General features: G+C 59.4%; 26 protein-coding genes. 5 read left to right on the forward strand and 21 right to left on the reverse strand.

The genetic code is table 11. The annotated features are described in order from the left end of the window. Window positions 1-2: 2 nt before the first annotated feature. From AC0J4F_RS21305 to AC0J4F_RS21360, 12 genes are all read right to left on the reverse strand, one after another. Complete coding sequence (locus AC0J4F_RS21305) at window positions 3-536, reverse strand: phage tail tape measure family protein (protein WP_209002478.1); 534 nt, start codon at window positions 534-536, stop codon at window positions 3-5. Next, complete coding sequence (locus AC0J4F_RS21310) at window positions 529-753, reverse strand: phage tail assembly chaperone (protein ID WP_473024610.1); 225 nt, start codon at window positions 751-753, stop codon at window positions 529-531. Before AC0J4F_RS21310 ends, AC0J4F_RS21305 begins: the two co-directional genes overlap by 8 nt. Continuing rightward, the gene (locus AC0J4F_RS21315; protein WP_133950996.1) at window positions 753-1,100 is read right to left on the reverse strand and encodes a gene transfer agent family protein; all 348 of its coding nucleotides are present in this window, start codon (window positions 1,098-1,100) and stop codon (window positions 753-755) included. The genes AC0J4F_RS21310 and AC0J4F_RS21315 overlap by 1 nt, the downstream gene beginning before the upstream one ends. 25 nt (window positions 1,101-1,125) lie before the next feature. After that, on the reverse strand, window positions 1,126-1,539 hold the full coding sequence (locus AC0J4F_RS21320; protein ID WP_133950998.1) for a phage major tail protein, TP901-1 family: 414 nt from the start codon (window positions 1,537-1,539) through the stop codon (window positions 1,126-1,128). Window positions 1,540-1,564: 25 nt separating this feature from the next. Continuing rightward, window positions 1,565-1,981 (reverse strand): DUF3168 domain-containing protein, encoded by a 417-nt coding sequence (locus AC0J4F_RS21325; protein ID WP_473024611.1) that lies wholly within the window; start codon window positions 1,979-1,981, stop codon window positions 1,565-1,567. Next, complete coding sequence (locus AC0J4F_RS21330; protein ID WP_133951001.1) at window positions 1,978-2,298, reverse strand: head-tail adaptor protein; 321 nt, start codon at window positions 2,296-2,298, stop codon at window positions 1,978-1,980. Before AC0J4F_RS21330 ends, AC0J4F_RS21325 begins: the two co-directional genes overlap by 4 nt. Further along, window positions 2,295-2,864, reverse strand: a complete 570-nt coding sequence (locus AC0J4F_RS21335) for a head-tail connector protein (RefSeq protein WP_473024612.1) — start codon at window positions 2,862-2,864, stop codon at window positions 2,295-2,297. The genes AC0J4F_RS21330 and AC0J4F_RS21335 overlap by 4 nt, the downstream gene beginning before the upstream one ends. Before the next feature lie 148 nt (window positions 2,865-3,012). Continuing rightward, complete coding sequence (locus AC0J4F_RS21340; protein WP_473024613.1) at window positions 3,013-4,335, reverse strand: phage major capsid protein; 1,323 nt, start codon at window positions 4,333-4,335, stop codon at window positions 3,013-3,015. Next, window positions 4,335-4,823, reverse strand: a complete 489-nt coding sequence (locus tag AC0J4F_RS21345; RefSeq protein ID WP_473024614.1) for an HK97 family phage prohead protease — start codon at window positions 4,821-4,823, stop codon at window positions 4,335-4,337. Before AC0J4F_RS21345 ends, AC0J4F_RS21340 begins: the two co-directional genes overlap by 1 nt. Further along, window positions 4,823-5,032, reverse strand: coding sequence for a hypothetical protein (locus AC0J4F_RS21350; protein ID WP_473024615.1), 210 nt, complete (start codon window positions 5,030-5,032; stop codon window positions 4,823-4,825). Before AC0J4F_RS21350 ends, AC0J4F_RS21345 begins: the two co-directional genes overlap by 1 nt. Window positions 5,033-5,060: 28 nt before the next feature. Then, window positions 5,061-5,258 carry a hypothetical protein gene (locus AC0J4F_RS21355; protein WP_133951010.1) on the reverse strand — a complete coding sequence of 66 codons (198 nt, stop codon included), beginning with the start codon at window positions 5,256-5,258 and terminating at the stop codon, window positions 5,061-5,063. Between the two features lie 13 nt (window positions 5,259-5,271). Next, window positions 5,272-6,465 carry a phage portal protein gene (locus AC0J4F_RS21360; protein WP_473024616.1) on the reverse strand — a complete coding sequence of 398 codons (1,194 nt, stop codon included), beginning with the start codon at window positions 6,463-6,465 and terminating at the stop codon, window positions 5,272-5,274. A gap of 148 nt (window positions 6,466-6,613) precedes the next feature. Here AC0J4F_RS21360 and AC0J4F_RS21365 point away from each other — a divergent pair, with 148 nt between their 5' ends. Next, complete coding sequence (locus tag AC0J4F_RS21365; protein WP_473024617.1) at window positions 6,614-7,051, forward strand: SRPBCC family protein; 438 nt, start codon at window positions 6,614-6,616, stop codon at window positions 7,049-7,051. Between the two features lie 161 nt (window positions 7,052-7,212). Here the strand turns inward: AC0J4F_RS21365 and AC0J4F_RS21370 are convergent, their stop codons facing one another. Continuing rightward, entirely contained in the window at window positions 7,213-8,484 is a 1,272-nt protein-coding gene (locus tag AC0J4F_RS21370) for a DNA-packaging protein (RefSeq protein ID WP_473024618.1), read from the reverse strand. Between the two features lies 1 nt (window position 8,485). Next, window positions 8,486-9,064, reverse strand: a complete 579-nt coding sequence (locus AC0J4F_RS21375; RefSeq protein WP_473024619.1) for a hypothetical protein — start codon at window positions 9,062-9,064, stop codon at window positions 8,486-8,488. A gap of 157 nt (window positions 9,065-9,221) precedes the next feature. Between AC0J4F_RS21375 and AC0J4F_RS21380 the strand changes: the two genes are divergently transcribed. Then, window positions 9,222-9,665, forward strand: a complete 444-nt coding sequence (locus AC0J4F_RS21380; protein WP_133951021.1) for a hypothetical protein — start codon at window positions 9,222-9,224, stop codon at window positions 9,663-9,665. Between the two features lie 549 nt (window positions 9,666-10,214). On the opposite strand, the gene AC0J4F_RS21385 is transcribed toward AC0J4F_RS21380, so the two are convergent. Beyond that, window positions 10,215-10,772, reverse strand: a complete 558-nt coding sequence (locus AC0J4F_RS21385; protein ID WP_473024620.1) for a hypothetical protein — start codon at window positions 10,770-10,772, stop codon at window positions 10,215-10,217. Between the two features lie 171 nt (window positions 10,773-10,943). Further along, window positions 10,944-11,066 carry a hypothetical protein gene (locus AC0J4F_RS21390; protein WP_473024621.1) on the reverse strand — a complete coding sequence of 41 codons (123 nt, stop codon included), beginning with the start codon at window positions 11,064-11,066 and terminating at the stop codon, window positions 10,944-10,946. A 299-nt stretch (window positions 11,067-11,365) separates the two neighbouring features. Between AC0J4F_RS21390 and AC0J4F_RS21395 the strand changes: the two genes are divergently transcribed. Then, the gene (locus AC0J4F_RS21395; protein WP_473024622.1) at window positions 11,366-12,118 is read left to right on the forward strand and encodes an SDR family NAD(P)-dependent oxidoreductase; all 753 of its coding nucleotides are present in this window, start codon (window positions 11,366-11,368) and stop codon (window positions 12,116-12,118) included. Window positions 12,119-12,127: 9 nt separating this feature from the next. On the opposite strand, the gene AC0J4F_RS21400 is transcribed toward AC0J4F_RS21395, so the two are convergent. Both AC0J4F_RS21400 and AC0J4F_RS21405 read right to left on the reverse strand, forming a co-directional pair. Further along, complete coding sequence (locus AC0J4F_RS21400) at window positions 12,128-12,553, reverse strand: secondary thiamine-phosphate synthase enzyme YjbQ (RefSeq protein ID WP_473024623.1); 426 nt, start codon at window positions 12,551-12,553, stop codon at window positions 12,128-12,130. A 53-nt stretch (window positions 12,554-12,606) separates the two neighbouring features. Continuing rightward, window positions 12,607-13,383 (reverse strand): substrate-binding periplasmic protein, encoded by a 777-nt coding sequence (locus AC0J4F_RS21405; RefSeq protein ID WP_473024624.1) that lies wholly within the window; start codon window positions 13,381-13,383, stop codon window positions 12,607-12,609. A 211-nt stretch (window positions 13,384-13,594) separates the two neighbouring features. On the opposite strand from AC0J4F_RS21405, the gene AC0J4F_RS21410 reads away from it, so the two are divergent. Then, window positions 13,595-14,902 carry a glycosyltransferase gene (locus AC0J4F_RS21410; protein ID WP_133951032.1) on the forward strand — a complete coding sequence of 436 codons (1,308 nt, stop codon included), beginning with the start codon at window positions 13,595-13,597 and terminating at the stop codon, window positions 14,900-14,902. Window positions 14,903-14,919: 17 nt separating this feature from the next. Here AC0J4F_RS21410 and AC0J4F_RS21415 read toward each other — a convergent pair whose 3' ends face one another. Continuing rightward, window positions 14,920-15,732 (reverse strand): substrate-binding periplasmic protein, encoded by an 813-nt coding sequence (locus tag AC0J4F_RS21415; RefSeq protein WP_473024625.1) that lies wholly within the window; start codon window positions 15,730-15,732, stop codon window positions 14,920-14,922. A gap of 281 nt (window positions 15,733-16,013) precedes the next feature. Between AC0J4F_RS21415 and AC0J4F_RS21420 the strand changes: the two genes are divergently transcribed. After that, window positions 16,014-17,666: an FMN-binding glutamate synthase family protein gene (locus AC0J4F_RS21420; protein WP_473024626.1), complete on the forward strand. Its 1,653-nt coding sequence runs from the start codon at window positions 16,014-16,016 to the stop codon at window positions 17,664-17,666. Between the two features lie 37 nt (window positions 17,667-17,703). On the opposite strand, the gene AC0J4F_RS21425 is transcribed toward AC0J4F_RS21420, so the two are convergent. After that, entirely contained in the window at window positions 17,704-18,516 is an 813-nt protein-coding gene (locus tag AC0J4F_RS21425; RefSeq protein WP_473024627.1) for a substrate-binding periplasmic protein, read from the reverse strand. Window positions 18,517-18,639: 123 nt separating this feature from the next. Further along, window positions 18,640-19,281, reverse strand: a complete 642-nt coding sequence (locus tag AC0J4F_RS21430; RefSeq protein ID WP_473024628.1) for a DsbA family protein — start codon at window positions 19,279-19,281, stop codon at window positions 18,640-18,642. Between the last annotated feature and the right edge of the window lie 58 nt (window positions 19,282-19,339).

Consider the following 19,339-nt stretch of genomic DNA (forward strand, 5'->3'; position numbering starts at 1 on the left):
TGTTAGAGCCCGCGTCGTCCCCGTCCGACGGCGCGGGCCACCATCGCCGAGACCTGAGCTTCTGACCGCCGGAAACTTTCGGCATCCTGCGCAGTCACATTTACCTGCACTGCTGGCATGGGGGACCGGCCGCCCTCCGCGAACCTGACCCCCAAGCGCCCATCCGCTCCTCTGGCAAGGGGCAGAATCGCCTCCGGACCGGCTTCGCCCATCAAACCGGACACGCCATTTCCCATATTGAACAGCGCCGGAGCGCCGACCACCCCGCCCTTGGCAAACGGGATAATTGTGTCGAAGAGGCTGCCTGCCGCCTTTTCCAAAGGTGCGAGCGCTGAATTCAGCACCCGGGAGGACGCGGACAACGCGATCTTCTTGAAGACGCTTTCGAGCGATTTGCCATCCACAAGGGCCGACTTGAGGCCGCCGACAAGACTGCGGGAAATGTTTTGAGCGCTGCGGTCGATCTCCATCATCTTCGTCCGGAACTCCTCGAGGTCCGCCAGCGGGACATCAAGATCCAGATCACGGTCAGTCATGAGATCTCCCTTCCTTCTGGTCTCCGGCACGGCCGCATGTTGCTGTGTCCGGATGGGTTCTGATCAGCTGGTCCAATTCGGATCGTTTGAGGCCATCCGCAGGGTGGCCAAGGCCCAACACAGCCTCAAGTTCCCGCGGCGTCGCCGCCCAAAACTCGGCCGGCTTCCAAGCCCAGCGCGTTGCAGTTATCCGCAAGAGATCCGCCCAGGGCAGCATTAAGATGCTTCCGCCCGCGGTTCGTCGTCTTCCGTAGAGGGGGCACCAAACGCGGCCGTCAGGAGATCCGCCGTGATCGCGGCGAATCCGGCGACACCGCCAGCGGCCTGCATCATCGCCACCTGATCATTGGTGACATCGTGGCCTGCACCTCTCAAGCCGGCCCCCAACAAAACGATCATGTCGGATGCAGACAAGCTGTCCGGTGAAAACCTCTGAAGCAGGGCTGGAAGGCTCTCGCACTCGTAGGCTGCCTCCAGCTCGGCCAACGCACCAAGCGTCAGAACCAACGTCCATGTCCGGCCATCGAGTTGAGCGGATATCTCTCCACGGAATCTGTTTGGCATCTTTTCTCTCCCCGAATTGCATCCCTCAAACGGCGGTAAAACTCACCTGCCCCGCGGAGGACAGCGCCAGTTCGAAGGTCACCTCACCGTCATGACGGCCGGCATATTCCAGACTGGTGATTTGAAACTGGCCCTCCAGCGTTCCGAAGTCCGGAACGACAACCTGCCAGGGGCGGATCGAACCGTCGAAAAAGAGCTGGCGAACGGCGGTATCACTCTGCGCATCCCGGAATAGACCCGAACCGGACAGGCTTGCCGCTCGGGTTCCGGCCCCCTCCAGAAGCTCGCGCCAGCGGCCCGCGCTGTCGGATGTGGTGATGTCGACAGTCGTGGCATTCAGCGCCACCTGCCGCGCCCGAAGGCCCGCCACGGTGACGAACGTGCCGTTGGATGCAGCATCCAGTTTCAAGAGCAGATCACGTCCGCGCTGTGCGCCCATGGCGTTCTCCTGTCAGAAGGTCATCTCAGGTAAGCGGCTCGGTGACCGCCCTTAAGGAACTCGATGCCTGATATCCCCGTCCGTCGCGCAGCTTGCGGCTGAGCACGTTCGTTATGGTGAGGTTCACAAGCCTGTTTCCGGTCAAGGATACCGGCCCAATCATCAGGACCTCTGCCGCACGGCCTGCAGCCTCGGCCGCTTCGTCCCGGCTGAGCTTGCGGGAGAACACGCTTAGGGCCAGTGAGTGCACCATACCCTCGCCAATCTCCGTAAGCAGCGGCCTGGTCTCAAAGCTTTCCAGCACGAGGTAGGGAAAGGCATCTGCCCGCGGCGGTGTTTCAAAAATCCGGTCCGGCCCCAGCAAACCGGACAGGACGCCATCAGCCTTGAGCAGGGAAAACAAACCGGCCCGCAGCGCTGTTTGAACGCTGGAAAGGCTCATGGGCTTTCCTCCTCGGTCTCACATAGAAGTTCCCGTCTCAGGCCGGTTGGATCGCAGACCGACAAAACCCGGAAAACGCGAGTACCAGAAAGGATCCGCCAGCCACCAGCCAATCCGGAAAAGGGCCGCAAGCGGATCTCCCAGAATTTGGAACTTGCCGTCCGGCTGTTCGCGAAGCGCTCGCTCTGACTTTTCAGGCGAAGCGCGGCGAACACGGATCCGGCAGCTTCGTAAGTGGTCGTTGTGTCCCCCGAAGCGGATCGGGTCTCCAAAGGCCGCTGCAAGATCACCGGCACACGGTAAGCCCCGGCCCTCATAAGAGTGGCACCCGGACGGTCGACAACAGCCGGTCGAGCCCTTGCGGCAGGCTGGCAACAGCCAGATCCGTTCCGGCCTCCCGGTGTTCGAACCAATGCCCGGCCAAAAGGCGCACGGCCTGCCGGAAGTTTTCAGGAACATCGGAGGCGGCCGCGCCATATCCGGCTGTGAAATCAATTTCAGCCGCCATCATGTCTGAGGCGGGGAGCCCGACCCCAAGTTTTATTTTGACGCGCTCAGGCTGTGTGGAGCGGTCGAGTTGCCAATCAGAAGACTGAAGCTGGGAGGCATTGCCGTCGCGGTCATAGACTGTGATCTGATCAACGGACTGAACCGGCGACACGGGCAGACGGACAATACGGCCAACCGGCCAACCATCCAGGTAAAGTCGCCAGGACTGGGAAATCAGAGCGCGCCGGGTGGCTTGTTCGATGTGCGTGCGGGCGGCCTTGAGAAAGCCTGAAAGGCTGCTGTCCTCTTCGCTGCCGTTCAGCCGGAGATGCGCGCGCATTTCTTCGACCGCCACAGGTTCTATGGCCGGATCATTCAAACGGATCGATGTCATGGGCGTTTCCCAAAAAAGAAGGCGCCGCAGGTCCAAAGGAGTGCGGCGCCAAGTCTGGGGAGGAACGACCCTCATCGTTCATTGAAGGATGTGGGTCTGCTAGGTAGGACTTACAAGGCAAGAAAACGTGAGCCCTGTGTGACCAGTTTTATGCGGAGAACATCAAAAGCTTGATCGCGTCATAATCCTGAACGCCGCCGCCGACCCGTTTAGTGGTGTAAAACAGCACATAGGGCTTTGCGGAATAAGGATCACGCAACAGACGCACGCCCATACGGTCCACCACCAGATAGCCGCGCCGGAAATCGCCGAAAGCAATCGCGGGGGCGTCATTGGCAATGTCCGGCATGTCCTCAGCTTCCGTGATTGGGAAATTCAGCAAGGTCGCCGCCCCGTCCACACCGGCAGGCGGCTGCCACAGGTAGGTCCCGTCGCCGTCCTTCAGCTTGCGGATTTCGCTCTGTGTCTTACGGTTCATGACGAACCGGCCGTTTTGCCGGTAGCCGCTCTTCAAGGAATAGATGAGGTCAATGAGCGTATCTCCGGCATCCGATGCCGGGAACGCTCCGGCTGTGCCGGTGGGCATCGTGCCGAGCGAACCCCAGGTCCAGCTGCTCTCGGCAACACGCGGTGCCTGAAGGAAGCCGAGCGGCTTGTTGACGCCATCGCCATTGACAAAGGCCGCTCCCTCCTGTTCGGCAAAGGCGGCTTCCACCTCTTCCGCGATCCACTGATCCATGTCGACAGCCGAATCATCCAGCAGGGTCGATGTCGCGGCAGGCATCGCATAGAGTTCCATCGCCGGGAATGTCAGTTCAGCCAGTTGCGGGCTGTTCGTCTGCGGCCGGGCGGCGGTTTCACCAACCCATCCGGACTGCGGGCCAGTTACAGCGAAGGGCTTCTTGTAGGTTGAGGATGAGACCTGCCGGTTGCCGGAAATCGCCCGGATGGGAGAGACCTGCGACAGGCGGCGCATGATCCCGGCTTCCGTTTCCTCCGGCACCAGATAGCCACCATCCGGATCAGATCCGGCCGACAGGGCTTTGACTTCCAGCGGACGCAAGGGCTGTTCCCGGCCGGAACGCACATAGGCCTCAAAGGCCGCCTTGTGTTCCAAGGCCGCCGATGTCATCTGACGCGGACCCTGCCTGCCGATCTGAGGGCGGCGGCTTTTCAAGGTCAGATCATCCAGACGCCGCTGTGTGGCGTCGAGGGCTGCATCCAGCCGGTCGAGTTTTTCCAGCGAGATCACGTCCGCACTGCCCCGGCTTTCAATTTCCGCAAGGCGCGCATCATTGACCGCCCGGTAGCTCTCGAAAGTCCGGAAGAACACGTCAAAGGTCCGGGCAACGTCATCTCCGCCTGAGGTATCGGCGGTTGGAGCAGCCGGAACTGGCGGCATTCCGCCGGGCATGTCCGCCTTTGTTTCCAGCGGCAGGTCATCGGGCGTCCAGTCTGAAGGTCCTGTCATCACAAATACTCCCTTGATCCAATGTGCGGTGTGCGTGGGGTTGATGTGTTCGGAGGCGGTGTCAAAAGCCGGACTCGTGCCTCGTCGACTTGCGGGAAAGTGACGAGGGAAATCTCCCAGAGATCGATGTCTTGCAGGTCCCGGCCAGATCCGCGGTGCGGTCTGCGGGCGGTGCGCGCCTTGAAGCCGATGGAAAGCCCGGAAAGAGCCCCTGCCCGGATCAGGTTCGCCGCCTCGAAGGCTGCGACAACGCCCGGGGCAAGGTCCCCTTCGGCCCATAGCCCGTGTTGTGTTTCCATCAACCGCGTCCAACGGCCGAGCGGGCGGGCCGGATCGTGCTGCCACAACAGCGCAACGCGTGCCGGCGGACGCTGTCGGAGGCTCCTCCGGAACGCACCTGGCAGAACCGTGTCGCCAGCGCCATCCGGCTTTCCGAAGACGCTGGCATAACCGGCAATCCGCACCGGGGCCCTTACGGCTCCGGCCATCAAGCACCGCCTCCACGAGCGGGTTTGACGTCTTCCCTCACCTGAATGGCGAGATGAAACAAACGGCCCGAAAAATCCCGGAAAACCGGCAAATGCTCGGTCCGGTGACCGGATGCCTTGGCGCCAAACCGCTGCAGCAGCGTTGTTTTCGAGCTGCGGGCACGGCACTGCGGTCTCCCGCTGTCCAGGGAGTTGCTTTGAAGGCTCATTCCGCCCTCCTTTTAAGATGTATTGGCCTTAAAGCGTTCCGAGCTCGGCGAGATAACGGTTCAGCCGGGCGACCTCGCTGACGAAGTCGGAAAAGCGCTGATTGGACAGGGCGAGCTCGCGGACGAGCACGAGGCCTATCAAGGTCGCCGTCGCAGCCCACAAAAACAGCGCAAGATGGGCCAAATCCCCGCGCGCCATAACGTGAGCGGTCAAGTCTTCAATCATCCTGCGCCTCCCCTTATGTGCCGGCCCGTGCGCCGTAGCCGACGGCCTGGCGTTTTTCGTCGTCCGACAAGAAAGCGACCGCACCGACGCGCCGCCACAAGGCCTCCCGCTCCGACGACAAGGCCTCGATCGCATCGAGATCCGGCTCCAGGCGCAACCCTTGGCCAAAGGCTGGTCCCAACCAACTGGCAAGATGGCCTGCCGTGCGCCGCACCAGCGGCAGGACCGCCCCGCGCCACAACGCCCGGCCCGCTTCCTGATAATTGGCGTAAGTGTTGTCGCCCGGAATGCCGAGCAGCATTGGCGGCACCCCAAAGGCGAGCGCGATCTCCCGGGCGGCCTGGTTTTTCGCCTCGATGAAATCCATGTCCTTCGGGGTGAGCCCCATCGGCTTCCAGTCGAGCCCCCCTTCCAGCAGCAGGGGCCGTCCGGCGTTGCGCGCGCCTTGATAGCCGTCTTCCAGCTCGGCCTTGAGGCGGTCGAACTGATCGCTTGTCAGGTTGAGCGCATCGCCCGCCCCATAGATCAATGCGCCGGAGGGCCGGGCGGCATTATCGAGCAGTGCCTTGTTCCAGCTTGCCGCCGCATTGTGAATGTCGAGCGCCATCTGTGCAGCTTCAACCGGCGCAAACCCGTAGTGATCGTTGAGCGGATGGAACAGCTTCAAATGCCGGACCGAGGCTGCCTCTTCTCCGGCGTCCGCTTCTGCAGCCAGGCGCACGGTGCGGCCCGCGGCGGTGTAGTCGAAGGCCTCCGGCCAGCCATGGGATCCCGGCACCACCTTCACCCGGTCCGGCCGCAGCGCATAAAGTTCGCGCGGGACACCATCGACCGGCACCTGCTCCAGATAGGCGTTGCCGGAGACCAGCAGATAGCCGTAAAGCGCCTCCAGAAAATCAGCGCCGGTTTCATGGGCATTGGGCCGGGCGAGCAGTGCCAGCAACGGATGCTCCGACAGCTCCTTATCCCCTTCAAAGAGCAGCAGCGGCACAGCGGCGGCCGTCTCCGACAACAGCCGGACAGCGCGGTGCACCACAGGATTTTTCGCAAAACCTTCCCGCGCCAGAGCCGCATAATCGCGCGGGCTCCAGACCGGCTGCGCAGTCCCCTGGATCGCAAGCAGAGGCCCGGTGCGGGAGGCTTTTTCCTCAAGTGCCGCTGCGGGATCTACACCCCAAAGTGATTCAAGTGCCTTTCTTAAGCGCATGAAATATTGATCCTTTCCGCGCCTGTTAAAGCGCTGAGTCAAGGCTTTGAGAAACCGATTCAGGGACTTGGCAAACGGATTCAAACGCGCCGCTTCGCACCGACGCCAAAGCTGCTATTCTTTGCTCCCTCAGGAGGCAGAGCGTGAGATGACCAATCAGAACGTGATTCAGATCGAACGCGGTTTTCCGGTCGCCCCCGCTGTTCTCTGGTCACTCTGGACCGAGGCTCAGCATCTGTCCGCCTGGTTCGGACCTCACATCTCTTTGGAGCCACGTGCGGGCGGTGCGTTCCGCGAAGTCTGGACCAACGAGGGCCACCAGACGATCACCTCCGGCACCATTGTCACATTCGATCCGCCCACGACCCTCGCCTGGACTTGGGCGGATAACGATTGGTCTGGGGCGACGCTCCTGACACTGTCGATCCTCGCTGAGCGCAACGGGGCGCGTCTCACCCTCGTCCACAGCGGCTGGCACGATCTTGCCGAAAACGCGTCCGGTTCTTTGCGTGACGCCCACGCGGCCGGTTGGACCATGCATCTGACCAACCTGGAACGCTATTGCCTGACGCTGCTCGGCAAGTGAGGTTGCAGATCAAAGTGCATGCCACTATTCAAGTAGCCGTTTGGAACCACGTCTGTTTTTCCGGATAACCTCTGCCTCTCCACTGTCCCGGACTTGATCCGGGACCATATCCGGAGCAACTCAGGCCCCGGATCAGGTCCGGGGCGGCTGAGTGGGGTAGTCTAAAGCCCGCGCACTTTCGGTTCGGCCCTGGGGCCCAGCATCAGGTCTGAGACCGCCCAGACGAGGGCGTCGAGCCGGTCAGGAGAGCGTTTGCTGGACAGCCCGCCCGGGCCGAAGTCGGCCATCTCGTCTTCCAGCTCGGGAAACGTGCCTGCATGGTGCACCTTGCCCTGATCGTAGAGCATGGCGACCGGTTCGGCTCTTGAGAACTTGCCCCGCGATGCCCGCACTTGTTTCACCGGCACCGATGGATCGGCGCTCGCAATCACTTGTGCGACCATGTCGCCGCCCTGGTTGACCTCGGCGATCAGGCAATCGGCCTTCAATCCGTGCCAGAGCCCGATGGCCGCCTCGGCCCAATCCGCGGGTTTTGCCGGGCGGCGGCTGCGGTCGGCCAGAACATAGGCTTTGCCGTCACTGCCGAGCCCCGCGGCGACAATGCCGCAAGCGTCCGCCTTGGCCGTTGCCGTCACCGGCGGGTCGATCGCAATGACGATGCGCGTCAGATCCTCCGGTGCTGCTGCGACCCTTGCGGCCTCCAGTCCATCCCGCGACCAGAGCGCATCCGGCCGGTCCTCGATAAGCTCGCCGTCCAGTTCCTGCCGGCCAAGGCGCGTGCCGCCATATCGGCCGACCACCGCCTCCAGAAAGCCCGGCGCCAGAAACAGCGCATTGGCCTTGGTCGGGGCATGGGTGATGGCGGTGCCCGCCTGTTTCATCAGCCGTTTCAGGAGCGGCACCGGCCGCGGCGTTGTCGTGATCAACTGGCGGGGTTTGCGGCCCAGCCTCAGCCCGAACTGCAACATGTCGAAGGTCTCCTCGGCATACGTCCATTTGGCAAGTTCATCGCACCAGGCGATGTCGAATTGCGGCCCCCTCAAGGCCTCCGGGTCTTCAGCGGAAAAGGCCTGCGCCACTGCGCCGTTCGGCCATTCCAGCCGGCGGCGGCTTGGCGTCCATTGCGGCCGCTCCGCACCGGGGTGCACGGCCAGAAGTCCGGAGACCCCTTCCACCATCACCTCACGGACATCCGCATAGGTTTCGCCGACCAACGCGATCCGCCCGGCAAAGCCCGGTTCGCACCAGCCGTGCCCGAGCGCCCGCGCCCGGATCCATTCGGCTCCTGCCCGTGTCTTCCCGGCCCCGCGCCCGCCCATCAGCAGCCAGACCGCCCAATCGGTCTCCGGCGGCAACTGGTGCGCATGGGCAAAGACCGGCCAGTCGTAGGTCAGGAATTTCAGATCATCCGCCGAAAGCGCAGAGAGAACCACCTCAATCCGCCCCAGCCTCGCACAATCGCTCAAGACGGCGCGCAAGTGCCGCGCGCAACTCCTCCCGGTCGTCAAGGTTATCGCCCTCCCCGTCCGGTTTCACATCCGTTTTCAAGTCCATCAGGGCGGTCAAGGTCTTGGCAAGGCTTGCCAGGGTCTTCACCGTCTTGTCGATTTCCTGGATCCCGCCGGTTGGCGGCCCCGCGCCAGCCTCTTGAAACAGGTACGCAAGCCGCGCATCCAGCTGATCCATTTGTCCCGCAAACGCCCGGTAGAGCCGCGCGGCCATGTCCTGCGGGCTTTCCGGCGTTTTCTGCTCACTCCTGTCAGCTTTCAACACCGCCCATTCGCCCTCCCGGACGGAACAAAGTGGAGATCCGGGATCAGAGAACCGGGATTTTCCCATCCCCTCGGAGTCTGAGGGGCCACCGCCTTCTCCGGAGACTGCCGAGACGGTGCACACCTGCTGCTTCGACTGCTTCTGCCGTTTCCGGTTCAGAGCTTTCTCGCGCTTCAGCGTGTCAGCGAGGCCCTGCCCTGAGAACCGCGCCTTCACGTTCGATCCTCCGCATTCGTTCAATCCAGTTTCCTCCAGGCACAAAAAAACCGGTGGATGCCGGTTCCAGACTGCTGACAAACTCCATTGATCGTCGTCACGGCAGCCAAGAGCCGACCCTTGCGATTGCCTCGGGCCTCGGCCATTGTGAAATTGCATGCCCTAACGGAACCATATCTTGATGCTACGCGCTGTCCTTGTTCTTTTGCCGCTCGTCCTGCTTGCCGCACCACCGGCCCTGGCAGCCGATTATTGTGCGTCGGTCAATTCCAAAAAAGGCTGGCAGTCGCTTAACCTGCCAAACGGCAAAATCCGCAAGGTTGCCTATTCCGGCTCATGGACGGTCATCAACGGGCTCTACAAACCCGTCGGCCCGCGCGGTTACTCCGGCAAGGACGCTGCCGCGCTCGGTCCGCTTTACGGCTACAAGTTCGATCAATCTTACGCCTTTGGCGAAATGCTGGTGCGCGACCAGGCCGGGCGGATCGTCCCTTTCGCAGAGTTTGCAGCCCTTGCGCTAAATACGAGGGATCCTGCCGGCACATATGCGTTCCGGATCAACGACAAGGACGTTGCCCTTTGGGACAACAAAGGCATCATCAAGGTCTGCGTATCCATGCGCTGATCGAATCGGGTTTTCCGAAGGCATAAAAAAAACCGGCGGCTGGCGGTTGATACAGACACAGATCGGTTTGCTGTCTGGGCACCCGTCCCGTTGCTATCCCTTTGCCGCCCAGGACTTAATCCGGGGCCCTCGTCGCTTTCCCGGCCCATCGTGTGGTCCCGGCTCGGGGCCGGTACGGCAGCGAGCGGGGCCGCTCTCAAAAACTTATCCACGCCCAGCGCGCCTGTGAGATACTGAGGCCCATGAGACTGAAACCGGCCTTGCGGCAGCGGGACCTGGATAATCTGCCATCCTCTGACCCTCTCCGCTCGTTTTGCTTCCTCAGCCCATTCGGCTGATGCGCCCAACAAAAAAGGCCTCCACCCAATCGCCGGAAGCCTCAACCGATCCGCAACTTTGGGATCATGACAAAACCATGCCACATCACCGGTACGGTGTCAAGGAATATTTTCCTATTTCTAAACGTGACGTGCGGAAACATGGCAAACGAAGAAAAACAGGCAGAAGAGCCAGATCAAAAATACTCGAAGGACGAAATCGCAGAAGCTTTTATAAAAGCGTACGAAGACTGGTATCTCGGTCTTTCGGGACCGGAGGGGCGTCCCGAAGCAGACGCTCTACATCATAACCTTCTGGAAGCAGTTCTTTCTTCCCAGAGACGAACGGGTAAAAGAAGCTGAGAGACTGCCAGATCCATTCAGCGATCAAAACTAGATCATCTGGATTAACGGATATCCGATGTGCGGCAAGGGTTTTTTGAGCGTTTCTTGTTGGGTCCGTAATGTCAAAACTCTGCCCTTCTTGCTCGAAAATGTGAGACCAATGAACAATCTTATTTCGGAACTCATTGTATTCTGAGAACTTATTATAGATCGGGGCATATTCTCTGAAAACAGGATCAGCGAGCTTTGCGGCCTGTTTTAACTTTTGCAACTTTACGGACATGCGCATACCCTGGAGAAGGACATTCGCACTTTGCTCGCCTAAATTTGTCATTAGACTGAGGTGAATAGTGAGTTGAAAGTCCATGTTTGCAAATACGGAGATAAAGCGGCCCAAGGCAATATAAGCTCTGTTGTCGCCATCATATGAGATTTCATTATTCATGTCAGACACCGATAAAAAGCCAGATCAAAAAAGGGCGATGAGATCCTAAAGCGAATGCTCAAGACGCAGCCTGAACCGAAAGTTAACGATTGGTTAACCACTCCTAGTCCAAAAAAGAAACCGGGCGGCAATCCGGTCAAGAAACACCGCCCGGAAGAAGGGTAGCCGAAACTACTTCTTCTTTTTGCTTTTCACGGTTTCAACGATAGCTGTTGCCTTCCGGCGTTCAGCAACCTTGACCGGGATGAATCTCCCGTTCTTGGCATCGCGTCCCCGCTTCTGCGTCTTAGGCATGATAAGTCTCCTTCTCTGCCTAGGCATGCGGCCGGGCCGCACTCCCTGAAGAGCCCCACGCGCTTCAAGCCGTCAAAAGCTTGTGGGTTGCGAATCAGAGACGCGTATCAATTATAGCTTGTTCTTGCGCTTACGTAGAAGCCTGCGCGCCTTCTACTTAGGCGTTTGCGGCATCGTCAATCCGCCGGCAGGCTAGCCGTTTGACGCTCGCCAATGATTAGCGGTTTGACCACTTCGTTCTTCATCGCTAGCGTCGGTCCTCCGCCCTATCCGCTCCCTCAAACCCAAGCCTCAAAAAAATGACAGAAAAGATTGCCCTTGTGACCGGCGCGGCGCGCGGGATTGGTTTGGCGACCACGAAGCTCCTGATCGAAAAGGGCTGGAAGGTGGCGATGGTCGACCGCGACGGGGCGGAGCTGAAGACCGCGTCTGCCGGGATCAACGCGGGCTCGGCCTTCATCTTTGATGTTTCTATCCCCGATGACGTCGATGAGATGATGACCAAGATCATCGAACATTTCGGGCGGCTGGATGCGGTGGTCAACAATGCGGGCGTTGCCAATTTCGGGCCGATCGAAGAGGCGAATTTGAGCCTGTGGCGCACGGTGATGGCGACCAATCTGGACGGGGTCTTCATGGTCTCGCAGGCAGCTGTCCCGCACCTGAAAAAAACGCGTGGAGCGATCGTCAATATCGGGTCGATTTCCGGCCTCCGCGCCTCCACCTTGCGGGTGGCCTATGGCACGTCGAAGGCCGCCGTCATTCACCTGACAAAGCAGCAGGCGGCCGAACTTGGCGAATACGGCATCCGCGCCAATTGCGTCTGCCCCGGTCCGGTCCGCACCAAGCTCGCCATGGCCGTGCACACCCAGGAAATCATCGACGCCTATCACGATGCGATCCCGCTGAACCGCTATGGCTCGGAGGCCGAAATCGCCTCTGTCATCGCCTTCTTGTGCTCTGAAGAGGCGAGCTACGTCACCGGTCAGGTGATTGCGTCCGACGGCGGGTTTGACAGCACCGGCGTCGGCCTGCCCGCCCTGCGGACATAGGGGGCGTTGCTACCGGTCGCCCAGAAAATGCGCCGCCACTTGGCGTTGGTGCGGCCGGTCGCGGTGTTCAAAGAGATATATCCCCTGCCAGGTGCCAAGCAGCATTTCGCCGCCCGAGACCGGGATCGACAGGCTGACGGGCAAAACGGCGGCCTTGATATGCGCCGGCATGTCGTCCGGGCCCTCCAGCGTGTGCGTGAGATAGCGCATCGCAGGATCGCTCGCCGGCGGTACAAGACGGCTGAAATAGGCTTTCAGATCCACCTGCACATCCGGATCAGCGTTTTCCTGAATGAGGAGCGAGCAGGACGTGTGGCGCACAAACAGGGTCAGCAATCCGTCGCCTGCGCCGTCCTCCATAAGCCAGCTGCTGACGGACCGGGTGAACTCAAAAAGCCCCTGGCCGGAGGTTTTCAGGGAGAACAGGGTCTGCATGGAAGCCTTCAAAGTCTTCAAATGAGTTGTGGCCGGAACGGTTGACCCGACCCCTACCGGTACTTGTCGTGGATGGCATCATAGGTGCCATCTGCGCGCATTTCTGCCAAGGCTTCATTGAAGGGGCCGATCAGGTCCTCAACGCCCTCATAACTCTTTGAAAAACAAAAGTGGAAATCCCGGGTGGTCAGCGCGATGAATTCAAACTGACCGCTCATCTCTTCGCGGCGGATGATGTACTCCGTCGGTTCCCGCGCGCCCATCAGATAATCAAACCGGCCGGCCGCCAGCATCTTGAGGCCAAGCTCGGTCGTTTGTGCTTCGATCGGTTTGGCGCCCAGGTTCTGCAAAACCGCCAGGCTTTCATATCCCGCCATGGACGCCACCGGCTGACCAACCACATCCTCAACGGTCTGAATGTCCGGCCCCTCATGCGCTTTTCGGACGAAAAAACCGTTGGTGAAGACACTGATCGGTTCCGAGAAAAGAATGAACCGCTCCCGGTCAGGATGATGGGCGCAAGTCAGGATACCGGCCGCCCGGCCCGTCTCCGCTTCGTTCAGCGCCCGCTTCCAGGGCAGGAACAGGATGTTGGCTTCATAGCCCATGCGGCGGAAGGCTTCGGTGGCGACCTCATAATCGAAACCGCGCAGACCGTCCTGCTCCACAGCCATTTCGTAGGGCGGATAATCTTCGGTGACAATGTCGATGCGCGGCGTTGCCAGTGCCGAACCGGACACCGCAAAAGCAAGAATGCTCACGACCGCAACGGCAGTCACTGCGCGCCGGGCGAAGCGCAGCGCTGTCATCGAACTCAGTTCCAGGGCCATGCATTGCCTTTTCTGCTTGTCCTTCAGAGAATCCCTAAATCCCCTGCCCTTAACAAAACCGGAAATTCATTCCTCAACATGTCATTGATTTGATAATGCCCCAACGGTAGCTGACACTTTCCAGATATTTTGAAGATTTTACACCTCTTCCTGATTGCAGAGTGGCCAAAAAACATCCAAAAGAGGCACCTTCCTATTGGGAATTTCACCAATGAACGCTTCAAAGCCGAAAATCCTGATTGCCACGCTCGGAACTCGCGGCGACGTTCAGCCCTATGTGGCGCTTGCCGGTGAACTGGTGCGTCTTGGTGCCGATGTCGTCGTGGCGACGGGGCGCGGCTTTGACACGATGATCGGCAAGGTGGGGGCGCAACCGCGCGCGGTTGCGATCGATTTTGAAGCCCTTTTGGGTGACCCGGTGACGCGCGAGGCGATGTTTACCTTCCGCGGCAAGATCAAGGTCGCCCGCACCACCATGGAAGATCAGAAGAAGGTCGTCCGGTGTTTGTGGAGGATCGGTCTGGAGGAAAAACCGGATCTGATCCTCTTCAATCTCAAGGCCACGGTGATGACGCTGGTGGCCCGGCGGCTGAATGTCCCCGCTTTGCCGACCGCGCTTCAACCGGTCGTGGCGCCCACAGGGGATTTTCCGGTCTCCCTGTTTGGATTGCCCGCACTCGGTAAACTGGGAAACCGTCTCAGTTATCTGGCTGCCCGCAAACTTATGTCGCTGGGTCTGTCTCCCATGCTGAAACCGCTGCGCGCCGAAGCAACCGCGGAATTCGAACACTCCGGCGAAATGATCGACGGGCATATGCCGGATGGCTCCAAAGCGCTGTGCCTGCAAGGGTTTTCATCTGCGCTGGTGCCGAGACCGAAAGACTGGCCGGAAACGTCCTGGCTGAGCGGCTACTGGTTCATGCGGCCCGCAAACACCTACACACCAGACCGCGAGCTGATGCAGTTTCTGGAGGACGGCCCGCCGCCGGTCTATATCGGCTTTGGCTCCATGCCGAGCCGGAACCCGGAAGAGCTGACCCGGCTGATCATGCGCTCACTCACCCAAACCGGACTGAGGGCCATTTTGGCGCGCGGCTGGGGCGGCCTCACCGGGCACACCCTGCCGGAGGTCTTGAAGGACAAGGTATTTTTGATCGACAAGGCCCCGCACAGCTGGCTGTTTCCAAAATGCAGCAGCATCATCCACCATGGCGGTGCCGGGACAACCCATGAAGCCTTGCGCTGGGGCAAGCCCTCCCTTGTCTGCCCGGTCTTTGCCGATCAGCCTTTCTGGGGGCAACGTGTTCATGCAGCTGGCGCTGGTCCGGCGCCGATCAGCCAAAAGAAACTCACGCCAGATTTGCTGGTGAAGGCGCTCTATGCGCTGGATGCTCCGGCCTACGCAATGGGTGCCAAGGCCGCCGCCGGCATCATGGCGCTCGAGCCCGGCGCAGAGGGCGCGGCAGAGGAAATCATGTCCCGTGTTCCGGCTGTTCATGCACGAGCAAAAAGCGCCTGACTTCGTCTGATCTCTGCTTAAAGGCCACCGGGAGGGTCGTAATTCAAAGTGTGCGGCTCAACATGCGTGCGCCGGATATGCTCATAGTTTTCCCGATATTTAGGGGATTTCCGAACCCGTTTGATCTCATCATAAAGGGCTAAAACGACCTCCGGGTTGTTCTTGGCAAAGCCATGTGAAAACAACAGGTAGTAATGTTTTTCGTCCAAGGGCGGTCCTACTTTCCGAACCCATCCATTCAGCTCCGGCGTTTGTTCGATCAAGTGATCTGCGTGTGCGGTAAGCGCCGCGACACCATCCAGGCGGTCGCGCAAAAGGAGCTGGAACAGTTGACCGAGCCGGTCGGCCATGAAAACCCCGACGCCCTGATTTTGGAGCATTGTCACAATCGAATAGCCGTAGATGGCACCAATATCGCCGGACAGATTTTCAAACCCTGACCCAGTCCAGCGGACATCCGATTCTGTTGGAACGTAGAGCGAGTAACTGTCAGCGTGCAGAGCTTTTGAGGTATCCGGACGGTTGTCCACCATCGGATAGACCCCAAGGTCCATGCGGCTCACCTCGAAGCTGGCCGAAAAACAACCGTCGATGGCGTTCGAACCGGCCTCGTTGAGGCAGCGCCTCCAAGGCACGGGCCGGAGATCAACCGCATAACCCAGATTTCGGGCCGCCGTCTCTATGAGGAAAATGTCGGCCCCGGTCCCATCCGGCAGTTGCCAGGGAAAGTACTCTACGTTTTCCAGGTCCAGAACAAGTGTTTGTGCCGAAGCTTGCCACGCACTGACGGTCAAGATGGCTGCGGTTATCGCGCCCAACACTCGTTTCATGTCACCTCATCGCAAACGTTGCCCGAACCGGTATTCGGAGTGACGGACCGCCAATGAATGAGTCAGCGCTTCGGGGCTCAAATCTGTTCCGTGATTATTCGGGACACGGCCAAGGGCCCGCAATCGACATATTTCTCAATGGCATTAAATACATAAACCTCGCCGCGCGATGCATGTTCTGAATCGTGCGGCCAAGCTCATCAAAGATGAGATGCCCCCTTTCCTTTTGACAAGGAGACTGACTAGACTGCCCCTCAGGATTGCCAGAGGGAGAATGTCTCTTGTTTCCAGCCCGCTATACGGTGTTTGCGCTTTGTAGTGCCGCCGCAGTTGTGACCTTCATCCTCAGCTTCGCAGTCAACCCTCATATCCTTTGGGTTTTTGCGGTTTTTGCCGTCTTGACCATTGTCGGCATACTGGACGTCACCCAGACGAAACATGCGATTTTGAGAAACTATCCGGTTGCCGGCCATTTCCGCTTCATGTTCGAAGCCATCCGACCTGAACTCCGGCAGTACTTCTTTGAAAGCAATCAGGATGGCCGGCCGTTCTCCCGCGAGCGCCGCACCATGGTCTACGACCGGGCAAAGGACATCGAAGGCGTGCTCCCCTTCGGCACCGAGCTTGACGTCTATGACATCAACTACGGTTGGGTGAACCATTCGGTCTGTCCGCAGTCCCATGGAAGGGTCGAAGAGCTGCGTGTCGAGATCGGCGGTCCGGAGTGCAAACAGCCTTACTCCGCTTCGATATTCAATATCTCCGCCATGAGCTTTGGGTCACTTTCCGGCAACGCCATCCTGGCGTTGAACAAAGGTGCCAAGACGGGCGGCTTCTACCATGACACCGGCGAGGGAAGTGTTTCCCGCTACCACCGCGAAGGCGGCGGAGATCTGGTTTGGGAGCTGGGCAGCGGCTATTTTGGCTGCCGCGCCGACGATGGCGGCTTTGATCCGGAAAAGTTCAAGAAACAGGCCGCCAACCCACAGATCAAGATGATCGAAATCAAGATGAGTCAGGGCGCAAAACCCGGCCACGGCGGCGTTCTGCCCGGCGCCAAGGTGACCGAGGAAATCGCGGAAGCCCGCGGTATTCCGGTCGGCAAGGAATGCATTTCACCAGCGAGCCATTCTGCGTTTTCGACACCGATGGAATTGCTGGACTTCATCAAGACCCTGCGCGAGCTTTCCGGTGGCAAACCTGTCGGCTTCAAACTATGCATCGGACACCGGTGGGAATTCATGGCGGTCGTGAAAGCGATGCTCAAGTCCGGGATCAAACCGGATTTCATCGTTGTGGACGGTGCGGAAGGTGGCACGGGGGCAGCCCCCGTCGAGTTCGCCAACAGGCTCGGCACGCCACTGCGCCAGGGGTTGGCGTTCGTTCACAACAGCCTTGTCGGCGCGGGATTGCGCGATGACATCCGCATTGGCGCGAGTGGCAAACTGATCAGCGCTTTTGACATCGCCGGAACCATGGCACTTGGCGCGGACTGGGTGAACTCGGCCCGCGGCTTCATGTTCGCGGTCGGCTGCATCCAATCGCAGAGCTGCCATACCAACAAGTGTCCGACAGGCGTCGCAACCCAGGACCCGAAACGCCAGCAGGCGTTGGATGTTCCGGACAAGGCCACCCGGGTTGCGAACTTTCACCGCAATACCATCAAGTCGCTCGTTGAGTTCACAGCTGCAGCCGGGCTGTCTCATCCACGGGACTTCAAGCCGGAGCATTTCTATCTTCGAGCCGGTTTGCGGGAAATCCTGCCGGCCAGCGCTGCGCTGACCTGGGTGAAACCGGGTGCGTTGCTCGACCCAACCCACGATATTGCGGGGTATTCCACTTATTGGGCGATGGCCGATGCCGGCAGTTTCGAACCCGCAAAAACCTTGGAAGTTGCCAAGGCGCAGTATCACCATCACCTCGGTCATCACTAAAGAAAAGGTGGGACCGACACATGGCTAGCCGGATGTTTTAGTCGATATCGACGACTTTCTTTCGCAGCTCGTAATTCCGGCTTCGGAGAATCCATCGGCCGATGTTTTCAGAGATGATCCGGTCCGCTGTCCCGTCGGCCAGCAGTTCGCCATACCGCTCGCTCACCTTGTTCTTCAGATTCCGACAAGGAGAACTCAGCGTAAAACCACTGTGCACAAAGCCGTTCATCACGTTCCAGTCTAACGGCACAATGTCCTCACCGCCCTGTATGGCGCCAAATTGCGCCTGGCCGACGTAGCGGCCATGGATAATGTAGTCGATCCGACCGACCAGCAGCTGGTTGACGTTATCCTGGAAAGAGAAATTGTCGGACAACTCCAGAACATTGGCGACATAGGAATCGAAAGGCTCTCCATAGCGGTCTCCGGCGTTTTTCGCGCCATACCTGCCCTTCAGTTCCTCCCATACCGTGAGTGGGAAGCTCCGGTTGCGCAACGTGAACACCGTAAACGGGTTCTCGAACGCGGGGGTGTCGGTAAAGTCCAAAAACGTTGATCGCTCATCCGTTTTTTTCAGCGACATCAAGAAATCGATATCGCCGTTTTCAGCGGTCTTCAGAACGCGTTTCCAGGGCCCGGTGAAGACCGCATCAAACGAGACACCGAGTTCCTGAAAGATCATTTTGTTGAGGTCAACGCTTGCCCCAACGATCCGCCCGCCCTCGCGCCAATGATAAGGCGGATAATCGGGGTGTGCAGACGCGGTTACGCGTGTGCAGTTTGGATCTGATGCCAATGCACTGGAGATGCTTGCGAAGAATAAAACCAGCCCGAGGCGGACCGATACCATGACAGTCTCCGGCGTGAGGGACGCCTGTACAAACGCACAACAGACGACCTGAAACAATTCACGTAACGGCAAAACACTTAACACGGCGCAAATTTACGAAAGAGTTTTCGTCTGACCGGCGTCCTACCCATCAACAGGCGGATTGACCCAATCCAATGGCGCGAAGGGTTTTTCAAGAGCGCGCTCCACCAGTGAGAGATGATCCTGACCATAAAATGGATCACCATCGACAATGTAGGTTGGGGACCCAAAAACCTGCTTTTCCTTGGCCCACTCGGAATTTTCCATGAGCTTGTTCTGAACGCTCGGGCTTGCAGCTTCTTCCAGCAATTCCTTGGCGGCGAACCCCAGTTTCACCGCCACAGCCTCAAGGGCCGTACGGTCTGAAAGGTCCAAATCCTCATTCCAATGCGCCTCCAAAAGTCCGTGAGCCATCCGGTCGGTCTCTGGGCCCGTTTCGCCCAGCGCTATGATCATGCCCGAGGCCAGGCTGTAGTCTGCATCGTGAAAGGTCGGGCGCTTGCGGATGATCGGCACGGACCGGTACTCGGCCCAACGTTCGATTTCGCGACCGAAGAAATAGTCGACATGCGCCTGTGTCCGCTGGCGGAAGGCCGGGCTTCTTTGAGCCTCCACGACAGGCGACAAAAGCACCGGCCGATGGACCAAAACCGCGTTGTGATCAGCGCAAATCCGCATGATCTCAGAGGAGCCGAGATACGCAAATGCGGAATGCGCGGAATAGACATATTCGATGGTTGCCATGCCGTAGGGTCTTTCTTTCGCGAAAGGCGGTTCAAAATCTGGATTTACCTTTGGTGCT

This window comes from Roseibium sp. R5 (assembly GCF_055755305.1).

Coding starts and splice junctions, on each gene's coding strand:
- AC0J4F_RS21305 (WP_209002478.1), bottom strand. CDS start 536: ATGACTGACCGTGATCTGGATCTTGATGTCCCGCTGGCGGACCTCGAG.
- AC0J4F_RS21310 (WP_473024610.1), bottom strand. CDS start 753: ATGCTGCCCTGGGCGGATCTCTTGCGGATAACTGCAACGCGCTGGGCT.
- AC0J4F_RS21315 (WP_133950996.1), bottom strand. CDS start 1,100: ATGCCAAACAGATTCCGTGGAGAGATATCCGCTCAACTCGATGGCCGG.
- AC0J4F_RS21320 (WP_133950998.1), bottom strand. CDS start 1,539: ATGGGCGCACAGCGCGGACGTGATCTGCTCTTGAAACTGGATGCTGCA.
- AC0J4F_RS21325 (WP_473024611.1), bottom strand. CDS start 1,981: ATGAGCCTTTCCAGCGTTCAAACAGCGCTGCGGGCCGGTTTGTTTTCC.
- AC0J4F_RS21330 (WP_133951001.1), bottom strand. CDS start 2,298: ATGAGGGCCGGGGCTTACCGTGTGCCGGTGATCTTGCAGCGGCCTTTG.
- AC0J4F_RS21335 (WP_473024612.1), bottom strand. CDS start 2,864: ATGACATCGATCCGTTTGAATGATCCGGCCATAGAACCTGTGGCGGTC.
- AC0J4F_RS21340 (WP_473024613.1), bottom strand. CDS start 4,335: ATGACAGGACCTTCAGACTGGACGCCCGATGACCTGCCGCTGGAAACA.
- AC0J4F_RS21345 (WP_473024614.1), bottom strand. CDS start 4,823: ATGGCCGGAGCCGTAAGGGCCCCGGTGCGGATTGCCGGTTATGCCAGC.
- AC0J4F_RS21350 (WP_473024615.1), bottom strand. CDS start 5,032: ATGAGCCTTCAAAGCAACTCCCTGGACAGCGGGAGACCGCAGTGCCGT.
- AC0J4F_RS21355 (WP_133951010.1), bottom strand. CDS start 5,258: ATGATTGAAGACTTGACCGCTCACGTTATGGCGCGCGGGGATTTGGCC.
- AC0J4F_RS21360 (WP_473024616.1), bottom strand. CDS start 6,465: ATGCGCTTAAGAAAGGCACTTGAATCACTTTGGGGTGTAGATCCCGCA.
- AC0J4F_RS21365 (WP_473024617.1), top strand. CDS start 6,614: ATGACCAATCAGAACGTGATTCAGATCGAACGCGGTTTTCCGGTCGCC.
- AC0J4F_RS21380 (WP_133951021.1), top strand. CDS start 9,222: ATGCTACGCGCTGTCCTTGTTCTTTTGCCGCTCGTCCTGCTTGCCGCA.
- AC0J4F_RS21385 (WP_473024620.1), bottom strand. CDS start 10,772: ATGAATAATGAAATCTCATATGATGGCGACAACAGAGCTTATATTGCC.
- AC0J4F_RS21390 (WP_473024621.1), bottom strand. CDS start 11,066: ATGCCTAAGACGCAGAAGCGGGGACGCGATGCCAAGAACGGGAGATTC.
- AC0J4F_RS21395 (WP_473024622.1), top strand. CDS start 11,366: ATGACAGAAAAGATTGCCCTTGTGACCGGCGCGGCGCGCGGGATTGGT.
- AC0J4F_RS21400 (WP_473024623.1), bottom strand. CDS start 12,553: ATGCAGACCCTGTTCTCCCTGAAAACCTCCGGCCAGGGGCTTTTTGAG.
- AC0J4F_RS21405 (WP_473024624.1), bottom strand. CDS start 13,383: ATGGCCCTGGAACTGAGTTCGATGACAGCGCTGCGCTTCGCCCGGCGC.
- AC0J4F_RS21410 (WP_133951032.1), top strand. CDS start 13,595: ATGAACGCTTCAAAGCCGAAAATCCTGATTGCCACGCTCGGAACTCGC.
- AC0J4F_RS21415 (WP_473024625.1), bottom strand. CDS start 15,732: ATGAAACGAGTGTTGGGCGCGATAACCGCAGCCATCTTGACCGTCAGT.
- AC0J4F_RS21425 (WP_473024627.1), bottom strand. CDS start 18,516: ATGGTATCGGTCCGCCTCGGGCTGGTTTTATTCTTCGCAAGCATCTCC.
- AC0J4F_RS21430 (WP_473024628.1), bottom strand. CDS start 19,281: ATGGCAACCATCGAATATGTCTATTCCGCGCATTCCGCATTTGCGTAT.